The following is a 25684-nucleotide window of genomic DNA, read 5'->3' on the forward strand; positions in this document are numbered from 1 at the left end:
CCTCCATTCGGTGTCGGGGCTCGGGAGCCCAGATGACGAGTTTCTCCGATCAACGGCCGCCGCGCCTGCTGGTGGTGCGCAACGACAAGCTCGGCGACTTCATGCTGGCCTGGCCGGCCCTGGCCGGCCTCAAGGCCGCCACGCCGCGGCCCCATGTCAGCGTGCTGGTCCCGGACTATACCGCCCCCCTGGCCCGCGCCTGCCCCTGGGTCGACGAGGTGATCCTCGACCCGGGCGACGGCGCCGGCCGCGAGGCCCGATGCGCACTGCTGGCCCGCCTGAAGGCCGAGCCCTTCGATGCCTTGCTGACGCTGTTCTCCACGCCGCGCATCGGCTGGCTGGGCTGGCGAGCCGGCATCCCGCTGCGCCTGGCGCCGGCCACCAAGTGGGCGCAGCTATTCTACAACCGCCGCATCCCCCAGCGCAGGTCGCGCTCGGAGAAACCCGAGTACGTCTACAACCTGGAGCTCGCCGAGGCCCTGGTGGACGCCCTGGGCCTGTCGCCTCCGCCCCGGCCGGCACCGCCCTACTGGCCGCTGTCCGCGGCGGAACGGGCGGCGCAGCGGGATGCCATCGCCGCGAGCCTGGGCCTCGAGACCGCGTGCCCCTGGCTGTTCCTGCATGCCGGCAGCGGTGGCTCGGCGGTCAACCTGACGGCCGAGGCCTATGCGACCCTGGCGCGGGACGTGGATGCCCGCCTGCGCGCCACGGGCGAGGCGCCGGCCTGGGTGCTGACCGCCGGTCCCGGCGAGGAGGGCCACGCCGAGGCCCTCGCCGCCACCCTGCGCGAGGCCGGCCTGGCCGCCCACCGCCTGCCGCCGAGCCCGGGGCTCGAGGCCTTCTCCCGCCGTCTCGCGGCGGCGGATCTGTTCATTGCGGGCTCCACCGGGCCGCTGCACATCGCGGCCTGCCTGAACCGCCCCACCGCCGGTTTCTACCCCTCGCGGCGCTCGGCGACGCCGCTGCGCTGGCAGACCTGCAACGCCGAGGACCGGCGCCTGGCCTTCTGCCCTCCCGACGACGCCCACGAGGCGGACATGACGGCCATCGACCTGGACGACGCCGCGGCGCGCATCGCCCGACAGCTGCAACCCTCCCCCATCAGCGAGCCTCATTCATGACGTCCATCACCGGCATCATCATCACGCTCAACGAAGCCGACAACGTCACCGACTGCGTCGCCTCCCTGCAACGGGTCTGCGACGAGGTGATCGTCGTCGATTCCGGCAGCCAGGACGATACCGTGGCGCTCGCCGAAGCCGCCGGCGCCAGGGTCATCCATCAGCCCTACCTGGGCGACGGCCCCCAGAAGGCCTTCGCCGTGCCCCAGGCACGACACGACTGGATTCTGGCGCTGGACGCCGACGAACGCCTGGACGACGACGCGGTCGAGGCGATCCACGGCCTGCCCCTGGACGATCCCCGCACGGCCTATCGCTTCCGGCGCCGCAACTTCGCCGGCCACCACTGGATCCGCGCCGCGGGCTTCTACCCCGATCCGGTCACCCGGCTCTACAACCGCACCCACGCCGGCTACCTGCCGAAGAAAGCCCATTCCTCGGTCCAGGCCCCCAGGGTGGTGGACCTCTCGGCGCATATCCGCCACTTCACCTACCGCGACCTGTCCCACTGGATCATCCGCATCGATGCCCTCTCCAGCCGCGACGCCTGGGCCATGAAGGAGCGGGGCAAGCCCCCCTCGCGGTATCGTCCCATCCTGCACGCGACCAGCGCCGGCTTCCGCAAGCTGATCCTCAAGGGCGGCCTGCTCCAGGGACCGGACGGCTTCACCGTGGCCATGACCACGGCATTTCATGCCTACATGAAGTATGCCAAGCTGAACGAACTCTACGAGAACGAGCGCACGATCCCCGACGCCGATCATGTCTGACCTCGCCCTGCCCCCCTGGCTGCGTGGACCGCGCTGGTGGGCCCTGCTCACCCTGGGCCTGGCCCTCGGCTTCAGCGCCGTGACCGTCACCCGCCTGCCGGACATGACGCTGGTGCCACTGGCCGCCGGCTGGCTGTTCCTGGCTCGACGGTGGCGCTGGGGCGCACCTCCTCCCCCCGAACCGCCGGCCCGGGTCTGGCCCTGGTCGCTGGTGCCGCTGATCCTGTGGGGCATCTACGTCTTTCTGGCCGACCGCTTCGGCATCGTCGACCTGGGCGCGGTCTTCTTCCATCTCCAGGCGGGCATCAGCGAGCACGGCGGCGGGCGACTGGTCGTCGCCGCGCTCTTTACCCTGGCCATGCTGCTGGTGCTGGCGGCCTTCACCTGGCTGGTGCGCGTCGACTTCCGCTGGCGGCGACGGGAACGCCTGCTGGCCGTAGCGCTGCTGGTCGGCAACCCCCTGCTGATCGATCTCGGCCAGCGTGGGGCGGCCATCGTTACCGAGGACGGCGCCTGGCTGGATCGCCAGTACGTGGCGCCGGTGATCCGCGAGGCGCCGCCGACGCCCCCCAACCTGCTGATCTTCTACCTGGAGAGCCTGGAGCGTACCTATGCCAACCGCGAACGCTTCGGCGACGCCTATGCCCCGCTCGCGGCGCTGGGGGAGCGAGGCGTAGTCTTCGAGGGCGTGCGCCAGCTCGACAACACCGGCTGGACCATGGCCGGCATGATCGCCAGCCAGTGCGGCACGCCGCTGATGCCCGCCGGGCTGCTCCACGACCGCCAGTTCGAGCCCCTCGAGCGAGTCGTCCCGGGGGTCACCTGCCTGGGCGACCTGCTGGATGCCCGGGGCTATGCCCTGAGCTATCTCGGCGGCGCCAGCACCCGTTTCGCCGGCAAGGGGCGCTTCTATACCGACCATGGCTTCGATCGGGTGCGGGGGCGCGAGACCCTGGCGCCGCGCCTCGACGATCCGGACTACCTGAACAGCTGGGGCCTCTTCGATGACAGCCTCTACGGCTTCGTGGAGGAAGAGGTCCGCCGCCTCGAGGCCGAAGGAGGCCCCTGGGGGCTGGTCAGTCTGAGTCTCGGCACCCATCCGCCCAACGGCTTCCCGGCGCGCGCCTGCCGCGAGCGGCAGGGGGAATTCGACGGCGTGGATATCCTCTACTCGGTGGAATGCTCGGCCTGGCTGGTGAGCCGCCTGGTGCGACGCCTGGAGGCCGAGGGACTGCTGGAGGATACCCTGGTGGTGATCGCCAGCGACCACCTGAGCATGCGCGTCTCGGCGTGGGACCGGCTGATCGCCGGGCCCCGCGCCAACACCTTCATGCTGATCGGCAATGATCTCCCGCCCCGCCGCATCCGGGTCGAGGCCTCGACCATGGACGTGCTGCCCACGGTGCTGGAAGCCATGGGCTTCTCCCTCGACCGCCACCGGGCCGGCCTCGGCGTCTCGCTGTTCGCCGGCGCCCCTACCCTCGTCGAGGAGCACGGCCTGGAGACCCTCAACGCCCGGCTCAAGGAGGAGACGGCCCTGCAGGAACGCCTGTGGCAGGGTGTCGACATCCGTCCGCCCTTCCCGCCGGCGGAAATCCCGCCGCCTAGGTCGACAGCAGCGCCCGGAGCACCCGGGACGGCGTCAGCAGATTGAGGCAGTTGGTGTGGCCCAGCGGACAGGTCCGCTGGAAGCAGGGGGAGCAATCCAGCGCCAGGTAGTGGATCACGGCATCCTCGGTGAGCGGCGGCGTGTACGCCGGGGAGGAGGAACCGTAGAGCGCCTGGATCCGGGTGCCCGCCGCGGCAGCCACGTGCATCAGGCCGGAATCGTTGGTCACCGCCTGGCGGCAGTCGGCGAGCAGGTCCACGGCATCCGCCAGACGGGTCTTGCCGCAGAGGTTGTGGACATGCGCGAGGCCAGTGGCGATGGCGTCCCCGGCCTCCGCCTCCTTGGGGCCGCCCAGCACACGCACCTCATGCCCCTCGGCCACCAGCGCCTCGGCCAGTTCCCGGAAGTAGGCCAGCGGCCATTGCTTGGCCGGGCCGTACTCGGCACCGGGCATCATGGCGATGGCCGGTCGCGTTCCCAGCCCGTGCTCGGCCTGCAGGGCCGCCAGGTTGGCGTCGTCGCGGCGCAGCACCGGCCGCGGCACGGCGAAGTCGCCCCGCGCGGCCTCGTCCGCCGGCAGGCCCAGGGCCACGAAGCGCTTGACGGTCTGGTCGAGGACCGTCTTGTCGAGCTCGCGACGATCGTTGAGCAGGCCATAACGCTGCTCGCCGAGGAAGCCGGTACGACGGGGAATGCGCGCCAGGAAGGGCACCAGCGCCGACTTCCAGGAGCGCGGCAGGACGATGGCGCGGTCGAAGCGTCCGCGCAGCCCGGCCGCCAGCCGGCGCCGACCCGACCAGCCGAACTCGCCGTGGCCCACCGCCAGGGCGGCCACCTCGTCGACCTCGGCCATCCGCTCGAGGATCGGCCGCGACCAGGCCGGCGCCACCACGCCGATGCGTGCCGCCGGGTCCTGGCCCTTGAGCGTCTTGAACAGGCTCTGGGCCATGACCATGTCGCCGACCCAGGAGGGGCCGACGACCAGGATACGCTCGCCCGGCTCAGCCATTCAGCCACTCCAGATAGGCCCGCACGCCCTCAGCGACGGTGCGGAACTCGTGGTCATAGCCGGCCTCGCGCAGCCGGGCGATGTCGGCCCGGGTGTAGCTCTGGTAGCGGCCCTTGAGCTCCTCGGGAAAATCGATGTACTCGATCCGGCCCTGGCCGTAGTAGTCGATCACCGCCTCGCCGATGGCCTTGAAGGGCTCGGCGCGGCCGGAGCCCAGGTTGAAGATGCCGGAGGCCTCGGGATGGTCCAGGAACCACAGGTTGACGTCGACCACGTCGCCCACGTAGATGAAGTCGCGGCTCTGCATGCCGGCCTCATAGCCGTCCCAGGCACCGAACAGCTTGAGGTCCTGGCCGGCGCTGACCTGGGTATGGTGGTGATAGGCGACGCTGGCCATCTTGCCCTTGTGCTGCTCGCGGGGGCCGTAGACGTTGAAGTAGCGGAAGCCGACCACCTGGCTCTCGAAGTCGTCGTGGCGGGTGCGCACGTACTGGTCGAACAGCAGCTTGGAGTAGCCGTAGACGTTGAGCGGCTTCTCGTGCTCGGGCTCCTCGCGGAACACCTCGCTGCCGCCGTAGGTGGCCGCCGAGGAGGCATAGAGGAAGGGAATGCCCTTGAGCTGGCAGAAGTGCAGCAGCTCCTTGGAGTACTCGAAGTTGTTCTCGAGCATGAAGCGGCCGTCCCACTCCGTGGTGTCGGAGCAGGCGCCCTGGTGGAAGATCGCCTCGATGGGCGGCAGGTGCGGATTCTCGCCGTTGAGGGCGGCCCGCACCCGGGCCAGGAAGTCGTCCTTGTCCAGGTAGTCGCCGAGGGTACAGTCGGCGAGGTTGACGAACTTGGTGCCGTCGCGGAGGTCGTCGACCACCAGCACGTCGTCGCGGCCGCGGGCATTGAGTGCCTTGACCAGATTCGAGCCGATGAAGCCGGCTCCGCCTGTCACTACGATCATGAGGATTCCTCTCTATGCGATTGAGACCATTGCGGTTGGCCGATGACGCGGGGCGCCGGGGACGGGGCGAAGAGAGGGTCCTACGCCAGGGATGGCGTCGGTAGCGCCCAGGGAGGGGTTCACAGCGCCCTCTCGCATCCCCGTCGACGGATCAGCCCCGAGCACTCGCTCGACGGCGATGGCCCCATGTATTCCGGGCTGCGCCTATAACCGATCTGCCCGTGATTGTATACTTGACGGCTCGTGAATTCATGGCCAACGGTGCTTCCGCAATGACACAGTCGACGCCAGACGTGACAACCTTCCAGGGCCTGATCCTGGCCCTGCAGCAGTACTGGGCCGAACAGGGCTGCGTGGTCCTCCAGCCCCTGGACATGGAGGTCGGCGCCGGGACCTTCCACCCGGCCACCTTCCTGCGCTCCATCGGTCCCGAGACCTGGAATGCCGCCTACGTGCAGCCTTCCCGTCGCCCCACCGACGGCCGCTACGGCGAGAACCCCAACCGCCTGCAGCACTACTACCAGTTCCAGGTGGTGATGAAGCCGTCCCCGGCGGACCTGCAGGACCTCTATCTCGGCTCCCTGAAGCGTCTCGGTCTCGACCCCCTGGTTCATGATATCCGTTTCGTCGAGGACAACTGGGAGTCCCCGACCCTGGGCGCCTGGGGGCTAGGCTGGGAGGTCTGGCTCAACGGCATGGAGGTGACCCAGTTCACCTACTTCCAGCAGGCCGGCGGCCTGGAGTGCTACCCGGTCACCGGCGAGCTGACCTACGGCATCGAGCGCATCGCCATGTACGTCCAGGACGTCGACAGCGTCTACGACCTGGTCTGGACCGTCGCCCCGGACGGCACCCGAGTCACCTACGGCGACGTCTTCCTGCAGAACGAACGCGAGCAGTCGACCTACAACTTCGAGCACGCCGACGTGCCGGCCCTGTTCGGTGCCTTCGACCATCAGGAAGGCGAATGCGCCAAGCTGATCGAGGCCGGCCTGCCGCTGCCCGCCTACGAGCAGGTCCTGAAGGCCTCGCACACCTTCAACCTGCTCGATGCGCGCCATGCCATCTCGGTGACCGAACGCCAGCGCTACATCCTGCGCGTGCGCACCATGGCCCGTGAAGTGGCCCACGCCTACTACGAATCGCGCAAGGCCGCCGGCTTCCCGCTGGCTCCCGAAGCCCTGCGCCACGAACTGCTTGCCGAACAGGGAGACGCTTGAGATGGCAGCCGATACCTTTCTGGTCGAACTGGGCGTCGAGGAACTGCCGCCGGGGGCGATCGACGACCTCTCCGATGCCTTCGCCGAGGGCCTGACCCGCGGCCTGGCCGAGGCCGATATCGCCCACGGCGAGGTGACCGCCTACGCCAGCCCGCGCCGCCTCGCCGTGCAGGTCAAGGCGCTGGCCGACAAGCAGCCGGACCGCGAGGTCGAGCGCCGCGGCCCTGCCCTGGCCGCCGCCTTCAAGGACGGCCAGCCGACCAAGGCCGCCGAGGGGTTCGCCCGTTCCTGTGGCGTGTCGGTGGACGAGCTGATTCACCTGGAGACCGCCAAGGGCACCTGGCTCGGCTACCGCGAGCAGCAGCAGGGCGAGGCCACTACCGCGCTGCTGCCGGGGATCGTCGAGAAGGCCATCGCCGCCCTGCCGGTGCCCAAGAACATGCGCTGGGGGGCCTCGCGGGTGGAATTCTCCCGGCCCGCCCACTGGCTGGTGATGCTCTACGGCGACCGGGTCGTCGCCGCCAGCGCCCTGGGCCTCGAGGCCGGCCGCACCACCCGCGGTCATCGTTTCCACGCCCCGGCCCCCATCGAGCTCTCCCATGCCGACGACTACCTGACCACCCTGGAGCAGGCCTGGGTGCTCGCCGATCGCGGGATGCGCCGCGAGCGCATCCGCGAACAGGTACTGGCCGAGGCCGAGGTACAGGAGGCCCAGGCGGTGATCGACGAGGACCTGCTGGTCGAGGTGAGCGGCCTGGTGGAATGGCCGGTGGCACTGACCGGTAGTTTCGACGAGCGCTTCCTCGAGGTCCCCGCCGAGTGCCTGATCTCCTCGATGAAGGCCAATCAGAAATACTTCCACCTGCTGGATGTACAGGGTCGGCTCAAGCCGCAGTTCATCACCATCTCCAATATCGACAGCCAGTCGCCCGAGCTGGTGATCCAGGGCAACGAGAAGGTCATCCGCCCGCGGCTGGCCGATGCCGCCTTCTTCTACGACACCGATCGCCAGCGGCCGCTGGCCGAGCGCATCGAAGAGCTCTCCAGCGTGGTCTTCCAGCAGAAGCTCGGCACCCTGGCCGACAAGGCCCATCGCAGCGCCGCCGTGGCCGCCTTCATCGCCGGTCGCATCGACGGCGAGGTGGCCCATGCCCGACGCGCCGCCGAGCTGGCCAAGTGCGACCTGGTGACCGAGATGGTCCTGGAGTTCCCCGAACTGCAGGGCATCATGGGGCGCTACTACGCCACCCATGACGGCGAACCCGCCGAGGTCGCCCAGGCCCTGGAGGAGCAGTACCTGCCGCGCTTCGCCGGTGACGCCATCCCCCGGACGCCCACCGGCCTGGCGCTGGCCCTGGCCGACCGCCTCGATACCCTGACCGGCATCTTCGGCATCGGTCAGCGTCCCAGCGGCACCAAGGATCCGTTCGCCCTGCGCCGTTCCGCCATTGGCGTGCTCAACATCCTGATCAAGGGCGAACTCGACCTGGACCTGCGCGAGCTGCTCGAACTGGCCGCCGCCCAGCATCAGGAGTTGCCTTACGCCGAGGGCCTGGTCGACGAGGTGCTGACCTACATGCTCGATCGCTTCCGGGCCTGGGGCCGGGACGAGGGCATCGAGGCCGAAGTCTACCTGGCCGTGCGCGCCCGGCCCGTCACCAAGCCGTTGGACTTCGCCCGCCGGCTCCATGCCGTGCATGCCTTCGCCCGCCGCGAGGAGGCCGCCGCCCTGGCCGCCGCCAACAAGCGCGTCTCCAACATCCTCTCCAAGCAAGGGGATGACGTCAGCGCCCGGGTGGACGCCGCCCTGCTTCAGGAGGCGGCCGAGAAGGCCCTGGCCGAGGCCCTGGTGAGCTGCCAGGAAAGGGTCGCCCCGTTGTTCGCCGAGGCGCGCTACAGCGACGCCCTGGACGTACTGGCGACCCTGCGCCGGCCGGTGGACACCTTCTTCGACCAGGTGATGGTGATGGCCGAGGACGAGGCGGTGAAGCGCAACCGCCTTGCCCTGCTGGCGAGCCTGCAGGCGCTGTTTCTCGAGGTCGCGGATATCGCCCAGCTCCAGCAATGACAGCGACTCGATGACCCGGGCCGGCACGGCGACTCGCCGGCCCTTTTTTGCCGATGTTTCACGTGGAACATGGGGGTAAGGGGTAAGGGGTAAGGGGTAAGGGGTAAGGTAGTAACCTGGTTGCTACAGCATGGAACGGACAACACGCTCTGCCTCGCCCCTCGCCCCTCGCCCCTCGCCCCTCGCCCCTCGCCCCATATATCCTGATACTTGGCAGCGCATGTTCCACGTGAAACACTCGCTCGTGCCTACTCCTTCCCTGCTTCAGGTTCTCCCATGCCCACACCCAACAAGCTGGTCATCCTCGATCGCGACGGCGTCATCAACCAGGACTCCGACGATTACGTGAAATCCCTGGATGAGTGGCTTCCCTACCCCTCCGCCATCGACGCCATCGCCCGCCTGTCGCGAGCCGGCTGGACGGTGGCCGTCGCCACCAACCAGTCCGGTATTGCCAGGGGCTACTACGATGAAGCCACGCTCGCGGCCATGCACGAACGACTGGAGGCCCTGGTCGAGGCCAGGGGCGGCGAGATCCGGCGGATCGTCCACTGCCCGCATGGCCCCGACGATGACTGTGACTGCCGCAAGCCCCTGCCGGGCCTTCTGGAGCAGATTCGCCAGGACCTCGGGATAGCCTCCCTGCAGGGGGCCTGGATGGTCGGTGATAGCCTGCGTGACCTCCAGGCGGGGGAAGCGGTCGGCTGCCATTCGGTACTGGTACGCACCGGCAAGGGAGAGCGGACACTGGCCAAGGGCAAGGGGCTTGAGCGGGCCCGGGTCTTCGCGGACCTCGCCGCCTTTGCCGACTGGCTGCTGGGCTAGGTCGATACATTAGCTATATACGAATCATCTTCGCCGTGGACGACGATCGCACAGGCGGGGAGGCCTGCCCTTTCCCCCTCTCGCACCACTGCGCTACGGGATCCCGGTTCCTGCCGCCCCCATTGCCGGGCTGGGCGGCGTTGCGCCAAATTCAATTCACCCCCTGAGTGGAAGGCGAGCAGCGCCTGGCAGTCCCTGGCCGCCACCGTTACCGAGAGCCCTCCGAGGCGTCTTTCGCGGCTTTCATCCGGGAGCGGTCGACGATCCGCTGTGCAGGTGCCTCCCCTCGGCTCCTGATCGGAGAACCGGCTAAGGTCGCAGCTGATGCCTGCTCGCCTCCCCGGCACCTCACCGTGTCGTGGCAGGCGAACCGGCCTCCCAGAGCAAGGCGCACGACCTTCCCCCATCTACCGACTGCCTCTACTGCCACATCTTCGGGATAGCTATTGGGCTTCGAGTGCCATGGCCCTCTCGCCCCGGGGTGGCTGCCTCCTATGCGGTGCCTGGCCGTCGGGCCAGGAGTTTGCCTACAGCTTCCTTCGGATTCCACCTCGCGACGGACACCCCTGCTGTTCGGCTGCCAACGGTTCCCGCTACAGCGGTCCGCAGGGGACCCTCCTCCCAGGACATCCCGCGAGCCGCCACGCTCGACCGGCTTGCGCCTGAACGGCGCTATGCGCCATTGCCTGGCGCATAGCAAGAAAGAGGCCGGCTGTTAAGCCGGCCTCCCTCTCGAATAGCGAACGGAGCGGATGTTCCACGTGAAACATCCTCTCTCGGGCGTCACACGTCCAGGTTGGCCACCAGGGCATTGCGCTCGATGAAGTCGCGGCGAGGCTCGACCTCGTCCCCCATCAGGGTATTGAACATCATGTCCGCCGCCACGGCATCCTCGATGGAGACACGCAGCATGCGGCGGGTGCCGGGATCCATGGTGGTCTCCCACAGCTGGTCGGGATTCATCTCGCCCAGTCCCTTGTAGCGCTGGATGGACAGGCCGCGCTGGGCCTCGTTCATCAGCCACTCCAGGGCATCGTAGAAGCTGCCGATCGGCTTGTGGCGATCGCCCCGGGCCACGAAGGCGCCCTCCTCGACCAGGCCATCCAGGGTCTCGCCGAGACCGGCGATGGCCCGGTAATCGGCGCTGGTGAAGAAGTCGACGCCCCAGACGTAGTCGGTGGTGACACCATGGGCGGTGAGGCTGACAGCAGGCAGGTAGAAACCGCGCTCGGCGTCCTCCTCCAGGCGGAAGGTATAGCGGGGCCCGCCCTCGTAGGCGACGATGGCGTCCATCTCGGCCTGCAGGTACTCGATCCAGTTCTGCATGGTCACGCGATCGCGCAGGCTGGTCTCGCCCTCGAGGCGGGCCGCATGCACGATCTTGCGCAGCACCACGTCCGGGTAGACCCGCGACAGGCGGTCGATGCGGCGCATGACGTCACGGTACTGGTCGACCAGCGACTGCAGCTGTTCCCCGCCGATCCCCGGGGCGTCGGCATTGACGTGCAGACGCGCTCCATCCAGCGCCGTGGTGGTCAGGTAGTCGGTCAGTGCCTGCTCGTCCTTGAGGTAGCTTTCCTGCTTGCCGCGCTTGATCTTGTAGAGCGGCGGCTGCGCGATGAAGACATGACCGCGCTCGATGAGCTGCGACATCTGGCGGAAGAAGAAAGTGAGCAACAGGGTACGGATATGCGAGCCATCCACATCGGCATCGGTCATGATGATGATCGAGTGATAGCGCAGCTTGTCGGGATTGAACTCCTCCCGGCCGATGCCGCAGCCCAGCGCCGTGATCAGGGTGCCCACCTCGGCGGAGGACAGCATCTTGTCGAAGCGCGCCTTCTCCACGTTGAGGATCTTGCCCTTGAGCGGCAGGATCGCCTGGGTGCGACGATCGCGCCCCTGCTTGGCACTCCCGCCGGCCGAGTCACCCTCGACCAGGAAGAGTTCGGAGAGGCTGGGATCCTTTTCCTGGCAGTCGGCCAGCTTGCCGGGCAGGCCGGCGATATCCAGGGCTCCCTTGCGACGGGTCATGTCGCGGGCCTTGCGCGCCGCCTCCCGGGCCCGGGCCGCATCCAGCATCTTGTTGACGATGGCCTTGGCCTCATTGGGCTTTTCGACCAGGTAGTCAGCAAACTGCCGGCCCATTTCCTGCTCTACAGCCGTCTTGACCTCGGATGAGACCAACTTGTCCTTGGTCTGTGAGGAGAACTTGGGATCGGGCACCTTGACCGAGATGATGGCCGTGAGCCCCTCCCGGGCATCGTCCCCGGAGGTGTTCACCTTGGTCTTCTTCAGCAACCCCTCGCTATCGATGTAATGGTTGAGCGTGCGGGTCAGGGAGGCCCGGAAGCCGGCCAGGTGGGTACCGCCGTCTCGCTGGGGGATGTTGTTGGTATAGCAGAAGATATTCTCGGCGAAGGTGTCGTTCCACTGCATCGCCACCTCGACACCGACGCCATCCTCACGCTCCACATTGAAGTGGAAGACCGGATTGAGCACCGTCTTGTTGGTGTTCAGGTGGTCGACGAAGGCCTTGAGGCCGCCCTCGTAGTGGAACAGCTCCTCCTTGCCGCTGCGCTCGTCCATCAGCCGGATCGCCACGCCGGAGTTCAGGAAGGAGAGTTCCCGCAGCCGCTTGGCGAGCACATCATAGTGGAACTCGATGTTGTGGAAGGTGGCCGGGGACGGCTTGAAGTGCACGCGACTGCCGGTCTGCTCGGTCTTGCCGACCACGCTGAGCGGGCTCGCCGGAACGCCATGGTGGTAGATCTGCTCGTGGACCTGGCCCTGACGCCAGATGGTCAGCTTGAGCTCTTCGGAGAGCGCATTGACCACCGAGACCCCCACCCCATGCAGGCCTCCGGAGACCTTGTAGGAATTGTCGTCGAACTTGCCGCCGGCATGCAGCACGGTCATGATCACCTCGGCCGCCGAGACGCCCTCGCCCTCGTGGATCTCGGTGGGGATCCCGCGACCGTTGTCGCTCACCGTGATCGATTCATCGGGGTGGATCACCACCCGGATCTCGCTGCAATGGCCGGCCAGGGATTCATCGATGGAGTTGTCCACCAGCTCGAACACCATGTGGTGCAGGCCTGTCCCATCATCGGTGTCGCCGATGTACATGCCGGGCCGCTTGCGTACCGCATCCAGGCCCTTGAGAACCTTGATGCTCGATGAGTCGTAAGCCTGTTCGCTCATTGACTACTCCGTCATGAAGTCTGTCTGTCCATTGGCAGCAGCTGCCCCTGCCCCGTCCCGGCCTGTTTCACGTGAAACATCGCGACCGGGGTCTGTGCACTCCACAGGTCGGCCAGGGCATCCGGATCGACGCTGGTGATGAACGCCTGGCAGCGCATGCCCTCCAGCCATTCGCAGAAGATGCGGCGATGCGCGCTGTCCAGCTCGGCGGGGAGATCGTCGATCAGGTAGACGCAGGAAAGGCCGGTGGCCTGCTCCAGCAGGCGGCCCTGTGCCAGCTTGAGAGCGCTGACCACCAGCTTCTGCTGGCCGCGTGACAGCACCTCCACCGCCGGCCGCTTGCCCAGGCGGATCCCGAGATCGGCCCGTTGCGGCCCCTGCTGGGTGAATCCCATCTGGCGATCGGTGTCCCTGCCCTGGCGAAGGACCTCGGCCAGAGGGCGCTTGCGGTCCCAGCCTTGCGAGTAGCGCAGTTCCAACCCCGGCAGGCTGATCAACCCCTCCAGCGTCTCCGCGAACACCGGCTGGAAGGCAGCCATCCAGTCCCGGCGCAAAGCGTCCAATCGCTCGCCCCACAGCACCAGTTCCTGTTCCCAGGCGTTCAGTGAAGCATCGCTCATTCTACCATGCCTGAGGAGGGCATTCCGATGTTTCAGCGCGCGCCGGAAGCGTCGCCAGACACCCAGGAAGTCCTGTTTCACGTGAAACACGCCCCAGTCGAGAAACTCCCGCCGCCCCGCCGGCGAGCCCTCGAGCAGACGGAAGGCATCCGGATTGATCAGCTGCAGTGGCAGCACCTCCACCAGCCGGGAGACACGCTCCAACTTCTCGCCGCCCAGGCGCATCTCCAGCTCGCTGGCATCGCGGCGACGTCGCACGCCGATGCCCAGAGGCGGGTCGCCGGCCAGTCGCCCATGGAGGGTCACGCTCTCGCCATCGTGGGCGATGGCATGGCGCAACTGGCGCGTACGGAAGGATCGCCCCATGCCGAGCACATGGATGCCCTCCAGCAGGCTGGTCTTGCCACTGCCGTTATCACCGACGAAGAGGTTGATGCGCGGGGAAGGATGCAGCTCCAGGGCCTGCAGGTTGCGCAGGCCCTGGAAGGCGAGACGATCGAGGGGCATGGCCGGGGAGCTACTCGCCAATGACGGGCTCGGCGCGCTCAGAGGCGCATCGGCATGACGACATAGAGGGCGTCGCCACCACCGGGCTCTTCCATCAGGGCACTGCTGTTGGGATCGGCGAGCGTCATCTGTACCCGGTCCTCCCCGAGCACGTTGAGCACGTCGACCAGGTAGCCGACATTGAAGCCGATCTCCATGGCCGAACCACTGTACTCGATGGCCACGTTTTCCTCGGCCTCTTCCTGCTCGGGATTGTTGGCCATCACGCGCAGGTTGCCTTCCTCGAGGTTGAGGCGCACGCCCCGGTACTTCTCGTTGGAGAGGATGGCCGTGCGCGACAGCACCTGGCGCAACTCGGCCCGCTCGGCGATGAACACCTTGTCGCCGCCGCGGGGTACCACTCGCTCGTAGTCGGGGAACTTGCCATCCACCAGCTTGGAGGTGAAGGTGAAATCCCCCGTATGGGCTCGCACATGGGTGGCGCCCAGGGTCAGGCTGACCGGCTCGTCACCGTCGTCGAGCAAGCGCACCAGTTCCATCACGCCCTTGCGCGGCACGATCAACTTCTGGGCGGGTTCGACACTGATCTCCGCGGGACGGGAACACACCGCCAGGCGATGGCCGTCGGTTGCCACCGTACGTACCAGGTTGGGCCCGAACTCCAGCAGCATGCCGTTGAGGTAGTAACGCACGTCCTGCTGCGCCATGGCGAAGGAGGTGGCATCGATGAGGTGCTTCAGGGTGCCCCGCGGCAGGCTCAGCTCGACGCTGCTCTGGCCATCCTCGATGTTCGGGAACTCGGCCACCGGCAGGGTCGACAGGGTGAAGCGCGACCGGCCACTGCGCAGCACGGCACGCCCCTCTTCCAGGGACAGCTGGATCTCCGCCTGGTCGGGCAGCGACTTGCAGATATCCATGAGCTTGCGAGCCGGCACGGTGGCGGCTCCCGCCTCCTCCACGAGACTGGCCGCGGTGCGCCCGATCAACTCGACTTCGAGGTCGGTACCGGTCAACGAGACCTGATCCTGGTCGACCTGGATCAGCACGTTCGACAACACCGGCAGGGTCTGGCGGCGCTCCACGACGCCGGCCACCAGCGTCAAGGGGCGCAGCAGCGCTTCTCGGGAGATGGAAAATTTCATGTCGACTCCACTTCTGGTCCTGGAGAGATTGAGGCCGGCGACCCGACCGGTCGATCAAATATCAATAAAATCAGCTGGTTAAAATACGCAAAAGATTCTTGTAGTCCTCGCGGATGTCCGCGCTTTCTTCCTGAAGCGCCTGCACCTTGCGACAGGCATGCAGCACCGTGGTGTGATCACGTCCACCGAAGGCATCACCGATCTCGGGCAGGCTATGATTGGTCAATTCCTTGGCCAGCGCCATGGCGACCTGCCGTGGCCGCGCCACCGAGCGCGAGCGACGCTTTGAGAGCAGATCGGCCAGCTTGATCTTGTAGTACTCGGCCACGGTGCGCTGGATGTTGTCCACCCCCACCTGCTTGTCCTGCAGGGCCAGCAGGTCCTTGAGGGATTCGCGAATGAAGTCCTGGGTGATCGACTTGCCCATGAAGTGGGAGTCGGCGATGACCTTCTTGAGCGCGCCCTCCAGTTCCCGGACATTGGAGCGGATCTTCTGGGCGATGAAGAAGGCCGCGTCATGGGGCAGATCGACCTTGGCCTGATCGGCCTTCTTCATCAGGATCGCCACCCGAGTCTCGAGCTCCGGCGGCTCGATCGCCACCGTCAGCCCCCAGCCGAAGCGGGACTTGAGCCGCTCTTCCACCCCACTGATTTCCTTGGGGTAGCGATCCGAGGTCAGGATCATCTGCTGACCGCCCTCGAGCAGGGCATTGAAGGTATGGAAGAACTCCTCCTGGGAGCGTTCCTTGCCGGCGAAGAACTGGATATCGTCGATCAACAGGGCATCGACGCTGCGATAGAAGCGCTTGAAGTCGTTGATGGCGTTGAGCTGGAGGGCCTTGACCATGTCGGCGACGAAGCGCTCGGAGTGCAGGTAGACCACCCGGGCGTTCTCGCGTCGGCCCGCCAGCGCATTGCCGACGGCATGCATCAGGTGGGTCTTGCCCAAGCCGACCCCGCCGTAGAGAAAGAGGGGATTGTAGGCGCCTCCCGGGTTCTCCGACACCTGGCGGGACGCGGCGCGTGCCAGCTGGTTGGACTTGCCCTCGACGAAGGTCTCGAAGGTGAAGTTGGGATTCAGGCCACTGTTGTGCTTGAGGCTGCCCTCCACCTGGACCTGGCGCTCTCCCGTGGCACGGCGGGCGCCCTCCCCCTCCCCCCGGAGCTGATCGATCTCGCGCTCATCGGCCACGTCTCCCCGCGGAGGCGTCTGCACGGCCGGCGCCCGGGGCGCGGCGGAGATCGGATCGCCCAGCTCGCGAGGCTGGGGCGCAGGCGCGGCCGCCCGGCGACTGCCCACGGTGAGGACGACCTTGGGCGGCTTGGCCGGCGACAGCTCCCGCATCAGCTCGCTGATGCGCTTGGCATACTTGTCGCTGACCCAGTCGCGCACGAAGCGATTGGGCGCCAGCAGGCGCAGCTGGTTGGATTCCCCTTCCTCCGCCTGCAGCGGACGGATCCAGGTGTTGAACTGCTGGGAGTTCAGTTCGTCCTGCAGGGTATCCAGACATTGTTGCCAGAGAGCGAGCGACACGCGACCTCACCATTCGGTTGAAGAACGACCGCACATTGTATCGTCCTGCCGCCGGGTTATCCACATGAGGCACGGTGGCGGGAAGTGCTGTGGAAAACCTGCCGTTGCCTCAGGGACAATCTGGGTGCCGAACGTGAAGAATCCTGTGACTGTGGACAGCTCACGGATCGACCCACCGCTCATCAACAGGTTGCGGACCGGGCATCCCCCCACTGTCCACAGCCCTGTCTTTTCCATAGATGATTGAATCGAGCACGATATTCAGACTTGTCCACAATAACTTTCCCCACTAGTAATAACAGGGCTCAATAGAACTTCATAATTAGTAATGATAGTGCCTACGCGGCGGAGCCGGCGCAGCGACAGCTATCCTGGGGCGCACGGAAAAATTGCGCTGGCGGCTCGAAATCACTACAATTTCCGGTCTTGAGCCGAATCTACCCGGATTCCCCATCGGAACCCGGGCGCCTCTGAATCGCCGATTTGTTCCAAAAACCACGTGGGAATAACGAGTTATGAAACGCACCTTTCAACCCAGCGTTCTCAAGCGCAAGCGCGCGCATGGTTTCCGTGCTCGCATGGCCACCAAGAACGGTCGTGCCGTCCTGGCGCGTCGTCGCGCCAAGGGCCGCAAGCGCCTGAGCGCCTGACGCGCGGACCTCGCGTGTCCTGTCAGGGCTTTCCCCGGCGGCTGAGGCTGCTCAACGCCGGGGACTATCGGCGTGTCTTTGATACGGCTGCCTTCAAGGTCCACGGCAAGGGGTTGATGGCCCTGGCCACTCCCAACTCCCTGGGACATCCTCGCCTCGGGCTCATCTTCAGCAAGAAGAATGTCCGGCGCGCCGTCGACCGCAACCGCCTCAAGCGCCTCGCGCGTGAATCCATTCGCCTTCGCCAGCATCGCCTCCCCGCCGTGGATATCGTGCTGCTCGCCCGACGCGGGGTGCAGGAGCTGGACAACGAGACCGTGCATCGCCAGTTGCACGGCATGTGGCGACGACTGGAGCGGGACGCGAGGAAGGGGGAAGGGAGAGAATCGACCGGCGCCCTCGCGACCGAGCGTCGATGACACGCCCAGCCAACCGCTGTCGGCACCCTGCGGAGCCTGCATGCGCATGACCACGCTTCTTGACGCCGTCACGCCGAAAGCAGATGCTCTGCTGACCAACGCTAGCCTGCCCTCGGCAGGCTTTCGCGTTTGTCGGGTGGGCGACCTGCGTTGCGCCATCGGAATGTTCACCACCCATCGGGCAGAACCCTCATGGACGTAAAACGACTCTTATTGCTGATTCCCCTGGCGGTCCTCGCCTACCTGATCGTCGTGCAGTGGAATCAGGATTACGGCCAGGTGGCCACGGCACCGCAGGCCCCGGCCATCTCCAGTGACGCCGGCGACGCCCCGTCACCGACGACCACCGGCAGCGATGACCTCTCGGTCCCCAGCGACGCCGAGGCGTCGGACATGGCCGGCTCCATGCCGGGCGAAGCCGGTGCCGGCAACAGCCGCGACCTGGTGGCCGTCACCACCGACGTGCTCGATGTGCGCATCGACCCGGAGGGCGGCGACATCGTCTACGCGGCCCTGCCCCAGCACAAGTTCGCCCAGGAGTCCGAACAACCCTTCGTGCTGATGGCGGACAATGCCTCGATGAGTTACGTGGCACGCTCGGGCCTCCAGCTGGAAGGCCATCAGGGCCGTATCACCTTCAATCCGGAGAAGACCGAGTACCGCCTGGGCGAGGACGAGGGGCAGCTGGAAGTCGACCTGAGCGCCACGCTCAACGGTGTCGACGTGCTCAAGCGCTTTACCTTCGCGCGGGACAGCTATGCCGTCGACGTCGACTACTTCGTGACCAACAACGGCGAGACGCCGGTCACCGCGCGCTTCATCGGCCAGTTGGCCCGCGACAACAGCAGCGACCCCTCCAGCGGCCCCAAGATGGGCATGCGCTCCTTCCTCGGCGCCGCCTATTCCTCGCCGGAGACCCGCTACGAGAAGATCGACTTCGAGGACATCCAGGAAGGCAACTTCGCCAATCGGGACGTCGAGGGCGGCTGGGTCGCCGTGATCCAGCACTACTTCACCTCGGCCTGGGCCCCACCCCAGGACCAGCAGAACCTCTACTACGCCACCACCGACTCCCAGGGGCGCAACGTGGCCGCCTTCGCCGGTCCCACCCGCACCGTGGCGGCCGCCGGCGAGGCCGCCCTGGGCTCGACCCTCTACATGGGCCCCAAGGTGCAGGATCGCCTGGAAGAGGTCGCGCCCCACCTGGAACTGACCGTGGACTTCGGCTGGCTGTGGTTCATCGCCAACCCGCTGTTCTGGCTGCTCGATCACATCCACGACCTGATCGGCAACTGGGGATGGTCCATCGTCATCCTGACCCTGCTGGTCAAGGCCGCCCTGTGGCCGCTCTCGGCCAAGGCCTACAAGTCCATGGCCCGCATGCGAAAGCTGGGTCCGGAGATGCAGCGGCTCAAGGAACAGTACGGTGATGATCGCCAGAAGATGTCCCAGGAGATGATGAAGTTCTACCAGAAGGAGAAGATCAATCCGCTGGGGGGCTGCCTTCCGATCCTGGTGCAGATGCCGGTATTCATCGCCCTGTACTGGATGCTACTCGAGTCCGTGGAGCTGCGCCATGCGCCCTTCATGTTCTGGATCCAGGATCTCTCGGTGAAGGATCCCTACTTCATCCTGCCGATCCTGATGGGCGCCTCGATGTTCGTGCAGCAGCTGCTGAACCCGACACCGCCGGACCCGACCCAGGCCAAGATCATGAAGATGCTGCCGGTCGTCTTCACCTTCTTCTTCCTGTGGTTCCCGGCCGGCCTGGTGATCTACTGGGTGGTGAACAACATCACCTCGATTGCCCAGCAGTACGTGATCACCCGCAAGATCGAGGCCGACCCCAACATCGGCAAGGGCATGAAGACCAAGTAGCGAGGCCCCGCTACCGCACCAGACCCCCGCTCCGGCGGGGGTCTGGCGTTTGGCCCCCCCGACACGGACAATAGCGACGTCTCACCCGAGGAGTCACCGATGGCCGAGAGCCTCTACCCCCAGGACACCATCGCCGCCCTGGCCACCCCGCCGGGCCGCGGCGGCGTGGGCATCATTCGCGTCTCGGGACCCACCTGCCGGGCGATCGCCGGCAGCCTGCTGGGCCATTACCCCGAGCCCCGACGGGCCCTGTATGGCCCCTTCCGGGGCGAGAAGGCCATGATCGACGAGGGGATCGCCCTGTACTTCGCGGGCCCCCACTCCTTCACCGGTGAGGACGTCCTCGAGCTGCAGGGCCACGGCGGCCCGGTGATCATGGACCTGCTGCTGGAACGCTGCGTACAGCTGGGGGCCCGACTGGCCCGCCCCGGCGAGTTCTCCGAGCGGGCCTTCCTCAACGACAAGCTCGACCTGGCCCAGGCCGAGGCCATCGCCGACCTCATCGAGGCCAGTTCCCGCGGCGCCGCCGAGAACGCCCTGCGCTCCCTCCAGGGGGAGTTCTCGCGCCGGGTGGAGGGGCTGGTGCAGCGACTGATCGAGCTGCGCATGTACGTGGAGGCCGCCATCGACTTCCCCGAGGAAGAGATCGACTTCCTCGCCGACGGCCGGGTCGGGGACAGGCTCGCCACGATCCAGACGGAGCTCGCCGACGTACGGGCGGCCGCCGGCCAGGGGGCCCTGATGCGCGAGGGCATGAACGTGGTCATCGCCGGACGCCCCAATGCCGGCAAGTCGAGCCTGCTCAATGCCCTCACCGAGCAGGACACCGCCATCGTCACCGATATCGAGGGCACCACCCGCGACGTGCTGCGCGAGCACATCCACCTGGATGGCATGCCCCTGCACGTGATCGATACCGCCGGGCTGCGTGACACCCCCGACGCGGTGGAGAAGATCGGCGTGGCCCGGGCCTGGACGGAGATCGAGACGGCCGACCGGGTGCTGCTGCTGGTGGATGCCGCCACCACGGATGCCGTGGATCCCATGGCCATCTGGCCGGAGTTCGTCGAGCGCCTGGCCGACCCCTCGCGGCTGACGCTGGTTCGCAACAAGGTCGACACCAGCCACGAGATACCGGGGCTCGACTCGTCCACCACCACACCGGTGCTGCGACTGTCGGCGAAGACCGGCGAGGGTGTGGATAACCTCAAGGAGCATCTCAAGGCGGTGATGGGGTTCTCGGCCACCACCGAGGGCCGCTTCTCGGCGCGCCGACGTCACCTGGACGCCCTGGACCGGGCCGACGCGGCACTGGACAACGGGGCGGCCCAGCTATCCGGCTACGGTGCCGGCGAGCTGCTCGCCGAGGACCTGCGGGACGCCCAGCAGGCCCTCGGCGAGATCACCGGCGAATTCAGCGCAGATGACCTCTTGGGCGAGATCTTCGGCAGCTTCTGCATCGGCAAGTAACGCCATTTCACTGCCCTGGCTGCCCTGCAGTCGCGCTGGGGGCGCCGGCTCATCCGACGGCTGCTGGGCGAGATCTTCGGCAGCTTCTGTACCGGCAAGTAGGCACTCCGCCCTACTCCGGGACCCACCAACTCCCCTGATGGCGACCGGCATCGCCCAGCAGCGGCATGAGGGAGGTCATGGCGCCTTCCAGACGCTCCTCCAGTCCCCAGGGGGGATTGACCACCAGCATGCCGCTGCCGTGCATGCCATGCCCGCTGCCCCGCCTCGCCACCGTCAGTTCACTGCGCCAGATCTTGCGCAGCCCTCCCTCACGCAGCCCGTCGAGCAGCGCCTGATGTCGCCCCGCCGGCAATAGCGGATACCACACCAGGACCACGGCATGGCGCGCCTTGCGCATGGCCTTCAGCACGGTCTCGGCGACCTCGCCATACTCCATCTTGCGTTCATAGCTGGGATCGATCAGCACGCACAGCCGGGGCGTCGGGGCAGGCAACCCCTGCAGCAGGCCCGCCAGGCCATCGCCATGGATCCGTCGCACATTGGCGGGCAGCGCCTGGTGGGTCAGATGACCATGCTCCCCGGGATGCAGCTCGAACAGGCACAGCCGGTCCTGGGCGCGTAGTCCCTGGCTCAGCCACCAGGGGGATCCCGGGTAGCGTTCGAGCCTTCCCGACGGCTGGACCGTGGCCAGGGCCGCCAGCCAGTCTCCCAGCAGGGGGATGCCGGCGAGGCGCTGGCGAGCCTGCCACAGCCGCCCGATGCCGTCCCGATGCTCCTGCAGCTTGCTGGCCTCCTCGGACGCGAGGGAATAGAGGCCACGACCGGCATGGGTATCAATATACGTAATGGCGGATTTTTTACGTAAAAGGTGCTCGACGACCGTAAAAAGCACCAGGTGCTTGTGAACGTCGGCGAAGTTACCCGCATGATAGGCGTGCTGATAGGAAAGCATGGCTCTCACATCGGTGATTCGGCAAGGAAAAGGCCCGCCACCGGCAAGGTGACGGGCCCGAGTGGCGCCTGACGGCTGATTCAGCGCTGGGCGATGGGGCTCAGGGTGATCTCCACGCGACGGTTCTGGGCACGTCCCGATTCGGTATCGTTGCTGGCCACCGGCTGGTTCTCGCCGTAGCCGCTCATGTAGAGGCGATTGGAGGCGACGCCGGTCTGGGACAGGTAGTTGCCCACGGCCTGGGCACGGCGCTCGGAGAGCTGCTGGTTGTAGGCGGCCTCCCCGGTGCTGTCGGTGTGGCCGGCGATATTGACCCGCGTCTCCGGGTACTGCGTCAGTACCGAGGAGACGTCGTTGAGGGCATTGCGAGCCGTGGTGGTCAGCTCACTGGAATCGAAGCCGAAGGTCACGCTGCTCGGCATGTTGAGCACGATGTCGTCGCCGCGGCGCTCCACCCCGATGCCGGTGCCCTGCATGTCCTGCCGGAGCTGCTCTTCCTGCTTGTCCATGTAGGCACCGATGCCGCCGCCCGCGGCGGCACCCACGGCGGCACCGATCAGGGCACGGTCGCGACGACTGGTGCTACCATCCCCGCTGAGGGCACCGGCGGCGGCGCCAACCGCCGCGCCGATGGCGGCGCCGGTACCGGTCTTGCTGCGCTGGGTCTGACCGGAATAGGGGTCGGTGGTGGTACAGCCCACCAGCAGGACAGCGGCGGCAACTGGCGCGATCAGGCGAAAGCTTCTCATGGTGTCGTCGACTCCTTGTTGTGACGATTGGCATCCTGCACTAGCCCGACATGTCGATCGAGGCCAGCAACTCGTTCAAGAATAATAGACCTTGGGGGGAGGCTTGTAGCCTGGTGGCGTCTTCCACGAGAAGTCCTTTTTTGCGGGCGGCGGCGAGGCGGTCGAGCAGCACCGGCGCGGGACGTCCCGTCGTGTCCCGCCAGTCGGACAGCGGCACCCCCTCGGTCAGGCGCAGGGCGTTCATGGCGAACTCCAGCGGCAGCTCCTCGGGGTCGATCGCCTCACGGCCCGCCACGAAGCCTCGAGGGTCGTGCCGTCGACGCAGGTAGGCATCGGGTTGACGGGTCTTCCAGCGCCGTTCGATGGCATGCCCCCCCGTTCCAGGCATACTCACCTTGCCATGCGCCCCGGCACCGATGCCCAGGTAATCACCGAAGCGCCAGTAGTTCAGGTTATGGCGGGCACGGCATCCGGCACGTGCATAGGCGGAGATCTCGTAGCGAGCGAAGCCGGCAGCCTGCAGCCGCTCGTGGCCCAGATCCTGGATGTCCCATAGTACCTCCTCCCGAGGCAGGACGGGCGGATGGGAATGGAACTCGGTGTTGGGCTCGAGCGTCAGTTGGTACCAGGACAGGTGCTCCGGGCCAAGCGCCAGCGCCCGCTCCAGATCATCCAGGGCCAGGGCGGGAGTCTGGCCGGGCAGGCCATGCATCAGGTCGAGATTGAGGTTATCGAAGCCAGCCTCACGGGCCTCCTCGAATGCCACCATGGCATCGTGGCCGGAGTGGATACGCCCCAGGGCGGTCAACTGGGCGTCCTGGAAACTCTGCACGCCCAGCGACAGGCGGTTGATGCCGGCCTGCCGATAGCCGTCGAAACGGCCACGCTCGAGGGTGCCGGGATTGGCCTCCAGGGTGATCTCGATGTCGGCGGCCAGCGGCAACCGCTCGGCGACGGCGTCGAGCAGGTCGCGGTAGAAGGCCGGTGACATCAGGCTCGGCGTGCCTCCCCCGATAAAGACACTCACCAGCTCCCGCCCGGTCACCAGCGGCAGATCCGCGTCCAGATCGGCAATCAACGCCGCCAGATACGGCCGCTCCGGCAGCTCGGTGGCGCGCCCCACGCCATGAGAGTTGAAGTCACAATAGGGGCACTTGCGCACGCACCAGGGCACATGCACATAGAGGGCGAGCGGTGGCAAGGCCGTGGTGCTCATGCCAGCGACCCGGCGGACAGCGACTCGCAGAGGGCGCGAAGAGCACGCCCGCGATGGCTGCGGCGATTCTTTTCCTCGGCGGACAATTGGGCCGCGGTCATGTCCAGCTCGCGGATCCAGAACACGGGGTCATAGCCGAAGCCCCCTTCCCCCCTTGGGGCGGTGAGGATCTCCCCCTCCCAGCTGCGTTGGACGATCAGTGGCACGGGATCCTCGGCATGACGGAGCAACACCAGCACGCACCAGTAGCGAGCGGTGCGCTTGGCGTCGGGCACCTCGCTCAGGGCATCCAGCAAGCGGCGAGTGTTGCGCCCATCATCTCGCGGCTCACCGGCAAAACGCGCTGAATGGATACCGGGTCGGCCCTGCAGGGCATCCACGGCCAGCCCCGAGTCATCGGCCAGGGCCGGCAGTCCACTGATACGGGCGGCCTCACGGGCCTTGAGCAGGGCATTCTCGACGAAGGTCAGCCCAGTCTCCTCGACCTCGGTCACGGCGAAATCCGACTGGGGCCGAACATCGACGCCAAGGGGGGCAAGCAGTTGGTCGAATTCGCGTAGCTTGCCGGGATTACCGCTCGCCAGCACCAGTCTCGTCATCATGGCAGCACCTTGGTTGGATTGTTGCGGGCCAAGTCTACGCGAGCCGGCAACCAGGGAGGAGGGAGAACGTAAAAGAACAAGTACGAATCGGAATCGTTCAATTTCACTATGGATAAGGATTAAATACTGTAGGACAAGTTATCCACAAGGGTATGGTTTATCTAATGCTTCTGGAAGTATATCTCTGGTGGAAAGGGGCGAAAAACTGATTTAAACTTCTGATTTCATGGAGTAAAAAGTATAGTTAACATCGAAGAGAACTAAGCGGGCGACATCATATAACGAAAAGTTAGTTACATGTTTTTACATTGCATCCGACACTCATAACTGGCAGACGACATTGCCCAAGGAATTCATCGGTCGAGGTGATGGTTATCGTCACAGATGCTGAGGTTACACCATGGTCCAGGATAAACGCCAAATACTGCTGGTGACCGAGTCCAACCCCCAGTCACAGCTCTTCACCGACTACTTGCACCAGCAGCTCGAGTGCCCTGTGGGGGTCGTGGCACCAGGCACGGCCTGGAAGCCCAGGGAAAACAATGGGGATGTCCTGGTGCTCCTGGACGCGGACCACATGGACGAAGCCTCCATGCAGGCCTGGCAGACCCATCGAGCCGAGCACCCCAATATTTCCCTGGCTGCCTTCAACCTGCGGGATGAGGATCATGCTGTCGAGACCCTGTCCGGCATGCACCTCCAGGGCATCTTCTATCGCAATGACCCGCTTCCCCTGATTTGCAAGGGTCTGTCCACTCTGCTGGATGGTCAGTTATGGATGTCACGGCAGCTGATGGCACGCATGCTCGAATTCTATCGTCGCCACCAGATCAATGCCTACCGACCGGCCTGCGGCCTGACTCAGCGGGAACTGGAAATCATCGGCCTGCTCGGGTCCGGCGCATCCAATATGGAAATCGCCGATCGGCTCTTCGTCAGTGAGCATACCGTCAAGTCTCACCTCTACAATATCTTCAAGAAGATAGAAGTACATAATCGGCTGCAAGCCGTCAACTGGGCAAGACAGAACCTGGGGACCCCCCCTCCGTTGACCGAACGACGATCCAACTGCAAGTAATGCTTATCAATCAGAAAAATCATGGAAGCATCGATGAAAAGAGATGCTATTTTGATGTCTATTGCGCTCGGAACCGTGTTTTCCTTTAC

21 protein-coding genes are annotated in these 25684 nt (G+C 66.1%); 11 read left to right on the forward strand and 10 right to left on the reverse strand.

The annotated features are described in order from the left end of the window. Positions 1-32: 32 nt before the first annotated feature. Genes FHR97_RS07160 through FHR97_RS07170 form a run of 3 tightly spaced genes read left to right on the forward strand, consistent with a single transcriptional unit; the run spans position 33 to position 3545 of the window. Positions 33-1121: a glycosyltransferase family 9 protein gene (locus tag FHR97_RS07160; protein ID WP_183383084.1), complete on the forward strand. Its 1089-nt coding sequence runs from the start codon at positions 33-35 to the stop codon at positions 1119-1121. After that, positions 1118-1891 (forward strand): glycosyltransferase family 2 protein, encoded by a 774-nt coding sequence (locus FHR97_RS07165; RefSeq protein WP_183383085.1) that lies wholly within the window; start codon positions 1118-1120, stop codon positions 1889-1891. Before FHR97_RS07160 ends, FHR97_RS07165 begins: the two co-directional genes overlap by 4 nt. Then, positions 1884-3545 carry a sulfatase-like hydrolase/transferase gene (locus FHR97_RS07170; RefSeq protein ID WP_183383086.1) on the forward strand — a complete coding sequence of 554 codons (1662 nt, stop codon included), beginning with the start codon at positions 1884-1886 and terminating at the stop codon, positions 3543-3545. The genes FHR97_RS07165 and FHR97_RS07170 overlap by 8 nt, the downstream gene beginning before the upstream one ends. Here the strand turns inward: FHR97_RS07170 and waaF are convergent. Beyond that, complete coding sequence (gene waaF, locus FHR97_RS07175) at positions 3496-4509, reverse strand: lipopolysaccharide heptosyltransferase II (protein WP_183383087.1); 1014 nt, start codon at positions 4507-4509, stop codon at positions 3496-3498. The genes FHR97_RS07170 and waaF overlap by 50 nt on opposite strands. Continuing rightward, on the reverse strand, positions 4502-5458 hold the full coding sequence (gene rfaD, locus FHR97_RS07180; protein WP_183383088.1) for an ADP-glyceromanno-heptose 6-epimerase: 957 nt from the start codon (positions 5456-5458) through the stop codon (positions 4502-4504). Before rfaD ends, waaF begins: the two co-directional genes overlap by 8 nt. A 272-nt stretch (positions 5459-5730) precedes the next feature. Here rfaD and glyQ point away from each other — a divergent pair, with 272 nt between their 5' ends. The 3 genes from glyQ (at position 5731) to gmhB (ending at position 9571) form a co-directional block, all read left to right on the forward strand. Continuing rightward, the gene (gene glyQ, locus FHR97_RS07185; RefSeq protein ID WP_183383089.1) at positions 5731-6678 is read left to right on the forward strand and encodes a glycine--tRNA ligase subunit alpha; all 948 of its coding nucleotides are present in this window, start codon (positions 5731-5733) and stop codon (positions 6676-6678) included. Between the two features lies 1 nt (position 6679). Further along, positions 6680-8746, forward strand: a complete 2067-nt coding sequence (gene glyS / locus FHR97_RS07190) for a glycine--tRNA ligase subunit beta (protein WP_183383090.1) — start codon at positions 6680-6682, stop codon at positions 8744-8746. Between the two features lie 276 nt (positions 8747-9022). Next, the gene (gene gmhB, locus FHR97_RS07195; protein ID WP_183383091.1) at positions 9023-9571 is read left to right on the forward strand and encodes a D-glycero-beta-D-manno-heptose 1,7-bisphosphate 7-phosphatase; all 549 of its coding nucleotides are present in this window, start codon (positions 9023-9025) and stop codon (positions 9569-9571) included. A gap of 783 nt (positions 9572-10354) precedes the next feature. Here the strand turns inward: gmhB and gyrB are convergent. The 4 genes from gyrB to dnaA form a co-directional block, all read right to left on the reverse strand. Next, positions 10355-12775, reverse strand: a complete 2421-nt coding sequence (gene gyrB / locus FHR97_RS07200; protein WP_183383092.1) for a DNA topoisomerase (ATP-hydrolyzing) subunit B — start codon at positions 12773-12775, stop codon at positions 10355-10357. Between the two features lie 11 nt (positions 12776-12786). Continuing rightward, positions 12787-13902 (reverse strand): DNA replication/repair protein RecF, encoded by a 1116-nt coding sequence (gene recF / locus FHR97_RS07205; RefSeq protein ID WP_183383093.1) that lies wholly within the window; start codon positions 13900-13902, stop codon positions 12787-12789. A 38-nt stretch (positions 13903-13940) separates the two neighbouring features. After that, the gene (gene dnaN / locus FHR97_RS07210; RefSeq protein WP_183383094.1) at positions 13941-15044 is read right to left on the reverse strand and encodes a DNA polymerase III subunit beta; all 1104 of its coding nucleotides are present in this window, start codon (positions 15042-15044) and stop codon (positions 13941-13943) included. A gap of 70 nt (positions 15045-15114) precedes the next feature. Then, the gene (gene dnaA, locus FHR97_RS07215; protein ID WP_183383095.1) at positions 15115-16578 is read right to left on the reverse strand and encodes a chromosomal replication initiator protein DnaA; all 1464 of its coding nucleotides are present in this window, start codon (positions 16576-16578) and stop codon (positions 15115-15117) included. 515 nt (positions 16579-17093) lie between these two features. Here dnaA and rpmH point away from each other — a divergent pair. From rpmH to mnmE, 4 genes are all read left to right on the forward strand, one after another. Further along, the gene (rpmH, locus tag FHR97_RS07220; RefSeq protein ID WP_008959105.1) at positions 17094-17228 is read left to right on the forward strand and encodes a 50S ribosomal protein L34; all 135 of its coding nucleotides are present in this window, start codon (positions 17094-17096) and stop codon (positions 17226-17228) included. A 14-nt stretch (positions 17229-17242) separates the two neighbouring features. Beyond that, entirely contained in the window at positions 17243-17647 is a 405-nt protein-coding gene (rnpA, locus tag FHR97_RS07225; protein WP_183383096.1) for a ribonuclease P protein component, read from the forward strand. Positions 17648-17839: 192 nt separating this feature from the next. Next, a complete protein-coding gene (gene yidC / locus FHR97_RS07230) occupies positions 17840-19525 on the forward strand; it encodes a membrane protein insertase YidC (RefSeq protein ID WP_183383097.1) in 1686 nt (561 codons plus the stop codon). Positions 19526-19624: 99 nt separating this feature from the next. After that, positions 19625-20995: a tRNA uridine-5-carboxymethylaminomethyl(34) synthesis GTPase MnmE gene (mnmE, locus tag FHR97_RS07235; protein WP_183383098.1), complete on the forward strand. Its 1371-nt coding sequence runs from the start codon at positions 19625-19627 to the stop codon at positions 20993-20995. A gap of 112 nt (positions 20996-21107) precedes the next feature. On the opposite strand, the gene FHR97_RS07240 is transcribed toward mnmE, so the two are convergent. The 4 genes from FHR97_RS07240 to rdgB form a co-directional block, all read right to left on the reverse strand. Further along, positions 21108-21950, reverse strand: a complete 843-nt coding sequence (locus tag FHR97_RS07240; RefSeq protein ID WP_183383099.1) for a 23S rRNA (adenine(2030)-N(6))-methyltransferase RlmJ — start codon at positions 21948-21950, stop codon at positions 21108-21110. An 80-nt stretch (positions 21951-22030) separates the two neighbouring features. Next, positions 22031-22699, reverse strand: a complete 669-nt coding sequence (locus FHR97_RS07245) for a YiaD family glycine zipper/OmpA-like lipoprotein (RefSeq protein ID WP_183383100.1) — start codon at positions 22697-22699, stop codon at positions 22031-22033. 40 nt (positions 22700-22739) lie between these two features. Then, entirely contained in the window at positions 22740-23915 is a 1176-nt protein-coding gene (gene hemW, locus FHR97_RS07250; RefSeq protein WP_183383101.1) for a radical SAM family heme chaperone HemW, read from the reverse strand. Further along, entirely contained in the window at positions 23912-24517 is a 606-nt protein-coding gene (rdgB, locus tag FHR97_RS07255) for an RdgB/HAM1 family non-canonical purine NTP pyrophosphatase (protein WP_183383102.1), read from the reverse strand. The genes hemW and rdgB overlap by 4 nt, the downstream gene beginning before the upstream one ends. 400 nt (positions 24518-24917) lie before the next feature. On the opposite strand from rdgB, the gene FHR97_RS07260 reads away from it, so the two are divergent. After that, a complete protein-coding gene (locus tag FHR97_RS07260) occupies positions 24918-25595 on the forward strand; it encodes a LuxR C-terminal-related transcriptional regulator (protein ID WP_183383103.1) in 678 nt (225 codons plus the stop codon). Positions 25596-25684: the final 89 nt, after the last annotated feature.

Source organism: Halomonas stenophila (assembly GCF_014192275.1).
GTDB lineage: Bacteria > Pseudomonadota > Gammaproteobacteria > Pseudomonadales > Halomonadaceae > Halomonas > Halomonas stenophila.

Coding starts and splice junctions, on each gene's coding strand:
- FHR97_RS07160 (WP_183383084.1), top strand. CDS start 33: ATGACGAGTTTCTCCGATCAACGGCCGCCGCGCCTGCTGGTGGTGCGC.
- FHR97_RS07165 (WP_183383085.1), top strand. CDS start 1,118: ATGACGTCCATCACCGGCATCATCATCACGCTCAACGAAGCCGACAAC.
- FHR97_RS07170 (WP_183383086.1), top strand. CDS start 1,884: ATGTCTGACCTCGCCCTGCCCCCCTGGCTGCGTGGACCGCGCTGGTGG.
- waaF (WP_183383087.1), bottom strand. CDS start 4,509: ATGGCTGAGCCGGGCGAGCGTATCCTGGTCGTCGGCCCCTCCTGGGTC.
- rfaD (WP_183383088.1), bottom strand. CDS start 5,458: ATGATCGTAGTGACAGGCGGAGCCGGCTTCATCGGCTCGAATCTGGTC.
- glyQ (WP_183383089.1), top strand. CDS start 5,731: ATGACACAGTCGACGCCAGACGTGACAACCTTCCAGGGCCTGATCCTG.
- glyS (WP_183383090.1), top strand. CDS start 6,680: ATGGCAGCCGATACCTTTCTGGTCGAACTGGGCGTCGAGGAACTGCCG.
- gmhB (WP_183383091.1), top strand. CDS start 9,023: ATGCCCACACCCAACAAGCTGGTCATCCTCGATCGCGACGGCGTCATC.
- gyrB (WP_183383092.1), bottom strand. CDS start 12,775: ATGAGCGAACAGGCTTACGACTCATCGAGCATCAAGGTTCTCAAGGGC.
- recF (WP_183383093.1), bottom strand. CDS start 13,902: ATGCCCCTCGATCGTCTCGCCTTCCAGGGCCTGCGCAACCTGCAGGCC.
- dnaN (WP_183383094.1), bottom strand. CDS start 15,044: ATGAAATTTTCCATCTCCCGAGAAGCGCTGCTGCGCCCCTTGACGCTG.
- rpmH (WP_008959105.1), top strand. CDS start 17,094: ATGAAACGCACCTTTCAACCCAGCGTTCTCAAGCGCAAGCGCGCGCAT.
- yidC (WP_183383097.1), top strand. CDS start 17,840: ATGGACGTAAAACGACTCTTATTGCTGATTCCCCTGGCGGTCCTCGCC.
- mnmE (WP_183383098.1), top strand. CDS start 19,625: ATGGCCGAGAGCCTCTACCCCCAGGACACCATCGCCGCCCTGGCCACC.
- FHR97_RS07240 (WP_183383099.1), bottom strand. CDS start 21,950: ATGCTTTCCTATCAGCACGCCTATCATGCGGGTAACTTCGCCGACGTT.
- FHR97_RS07245 (WP_183383100.1), bottom strand. CDS start 22,699: ATGAGAAGCTTTCGCCTGATCGCGCCAGTTGCCGCCGCTGTCCTGCTG.
- hemW (WP_183383101.1), bottom strand. CDS start 23,915: ATGAGCACCACGGCCTTGCCACCGCTCGCCCTCTATGTGCATGTGCCC.
- rdgB (WP_183383102.1), bottom strand. CDS start 24,517: ATGATGACGAGACTGGTGCTGGCGAGCGGTAATCCCGGCAAGCTACGC.
- FHR97_RS07260 (WP_183383103.1), top strand. CDS start 24,918: ATGGTCCAGGATAAACGCCAAATACTGCTGGTGACCGAGTCCAACCCC.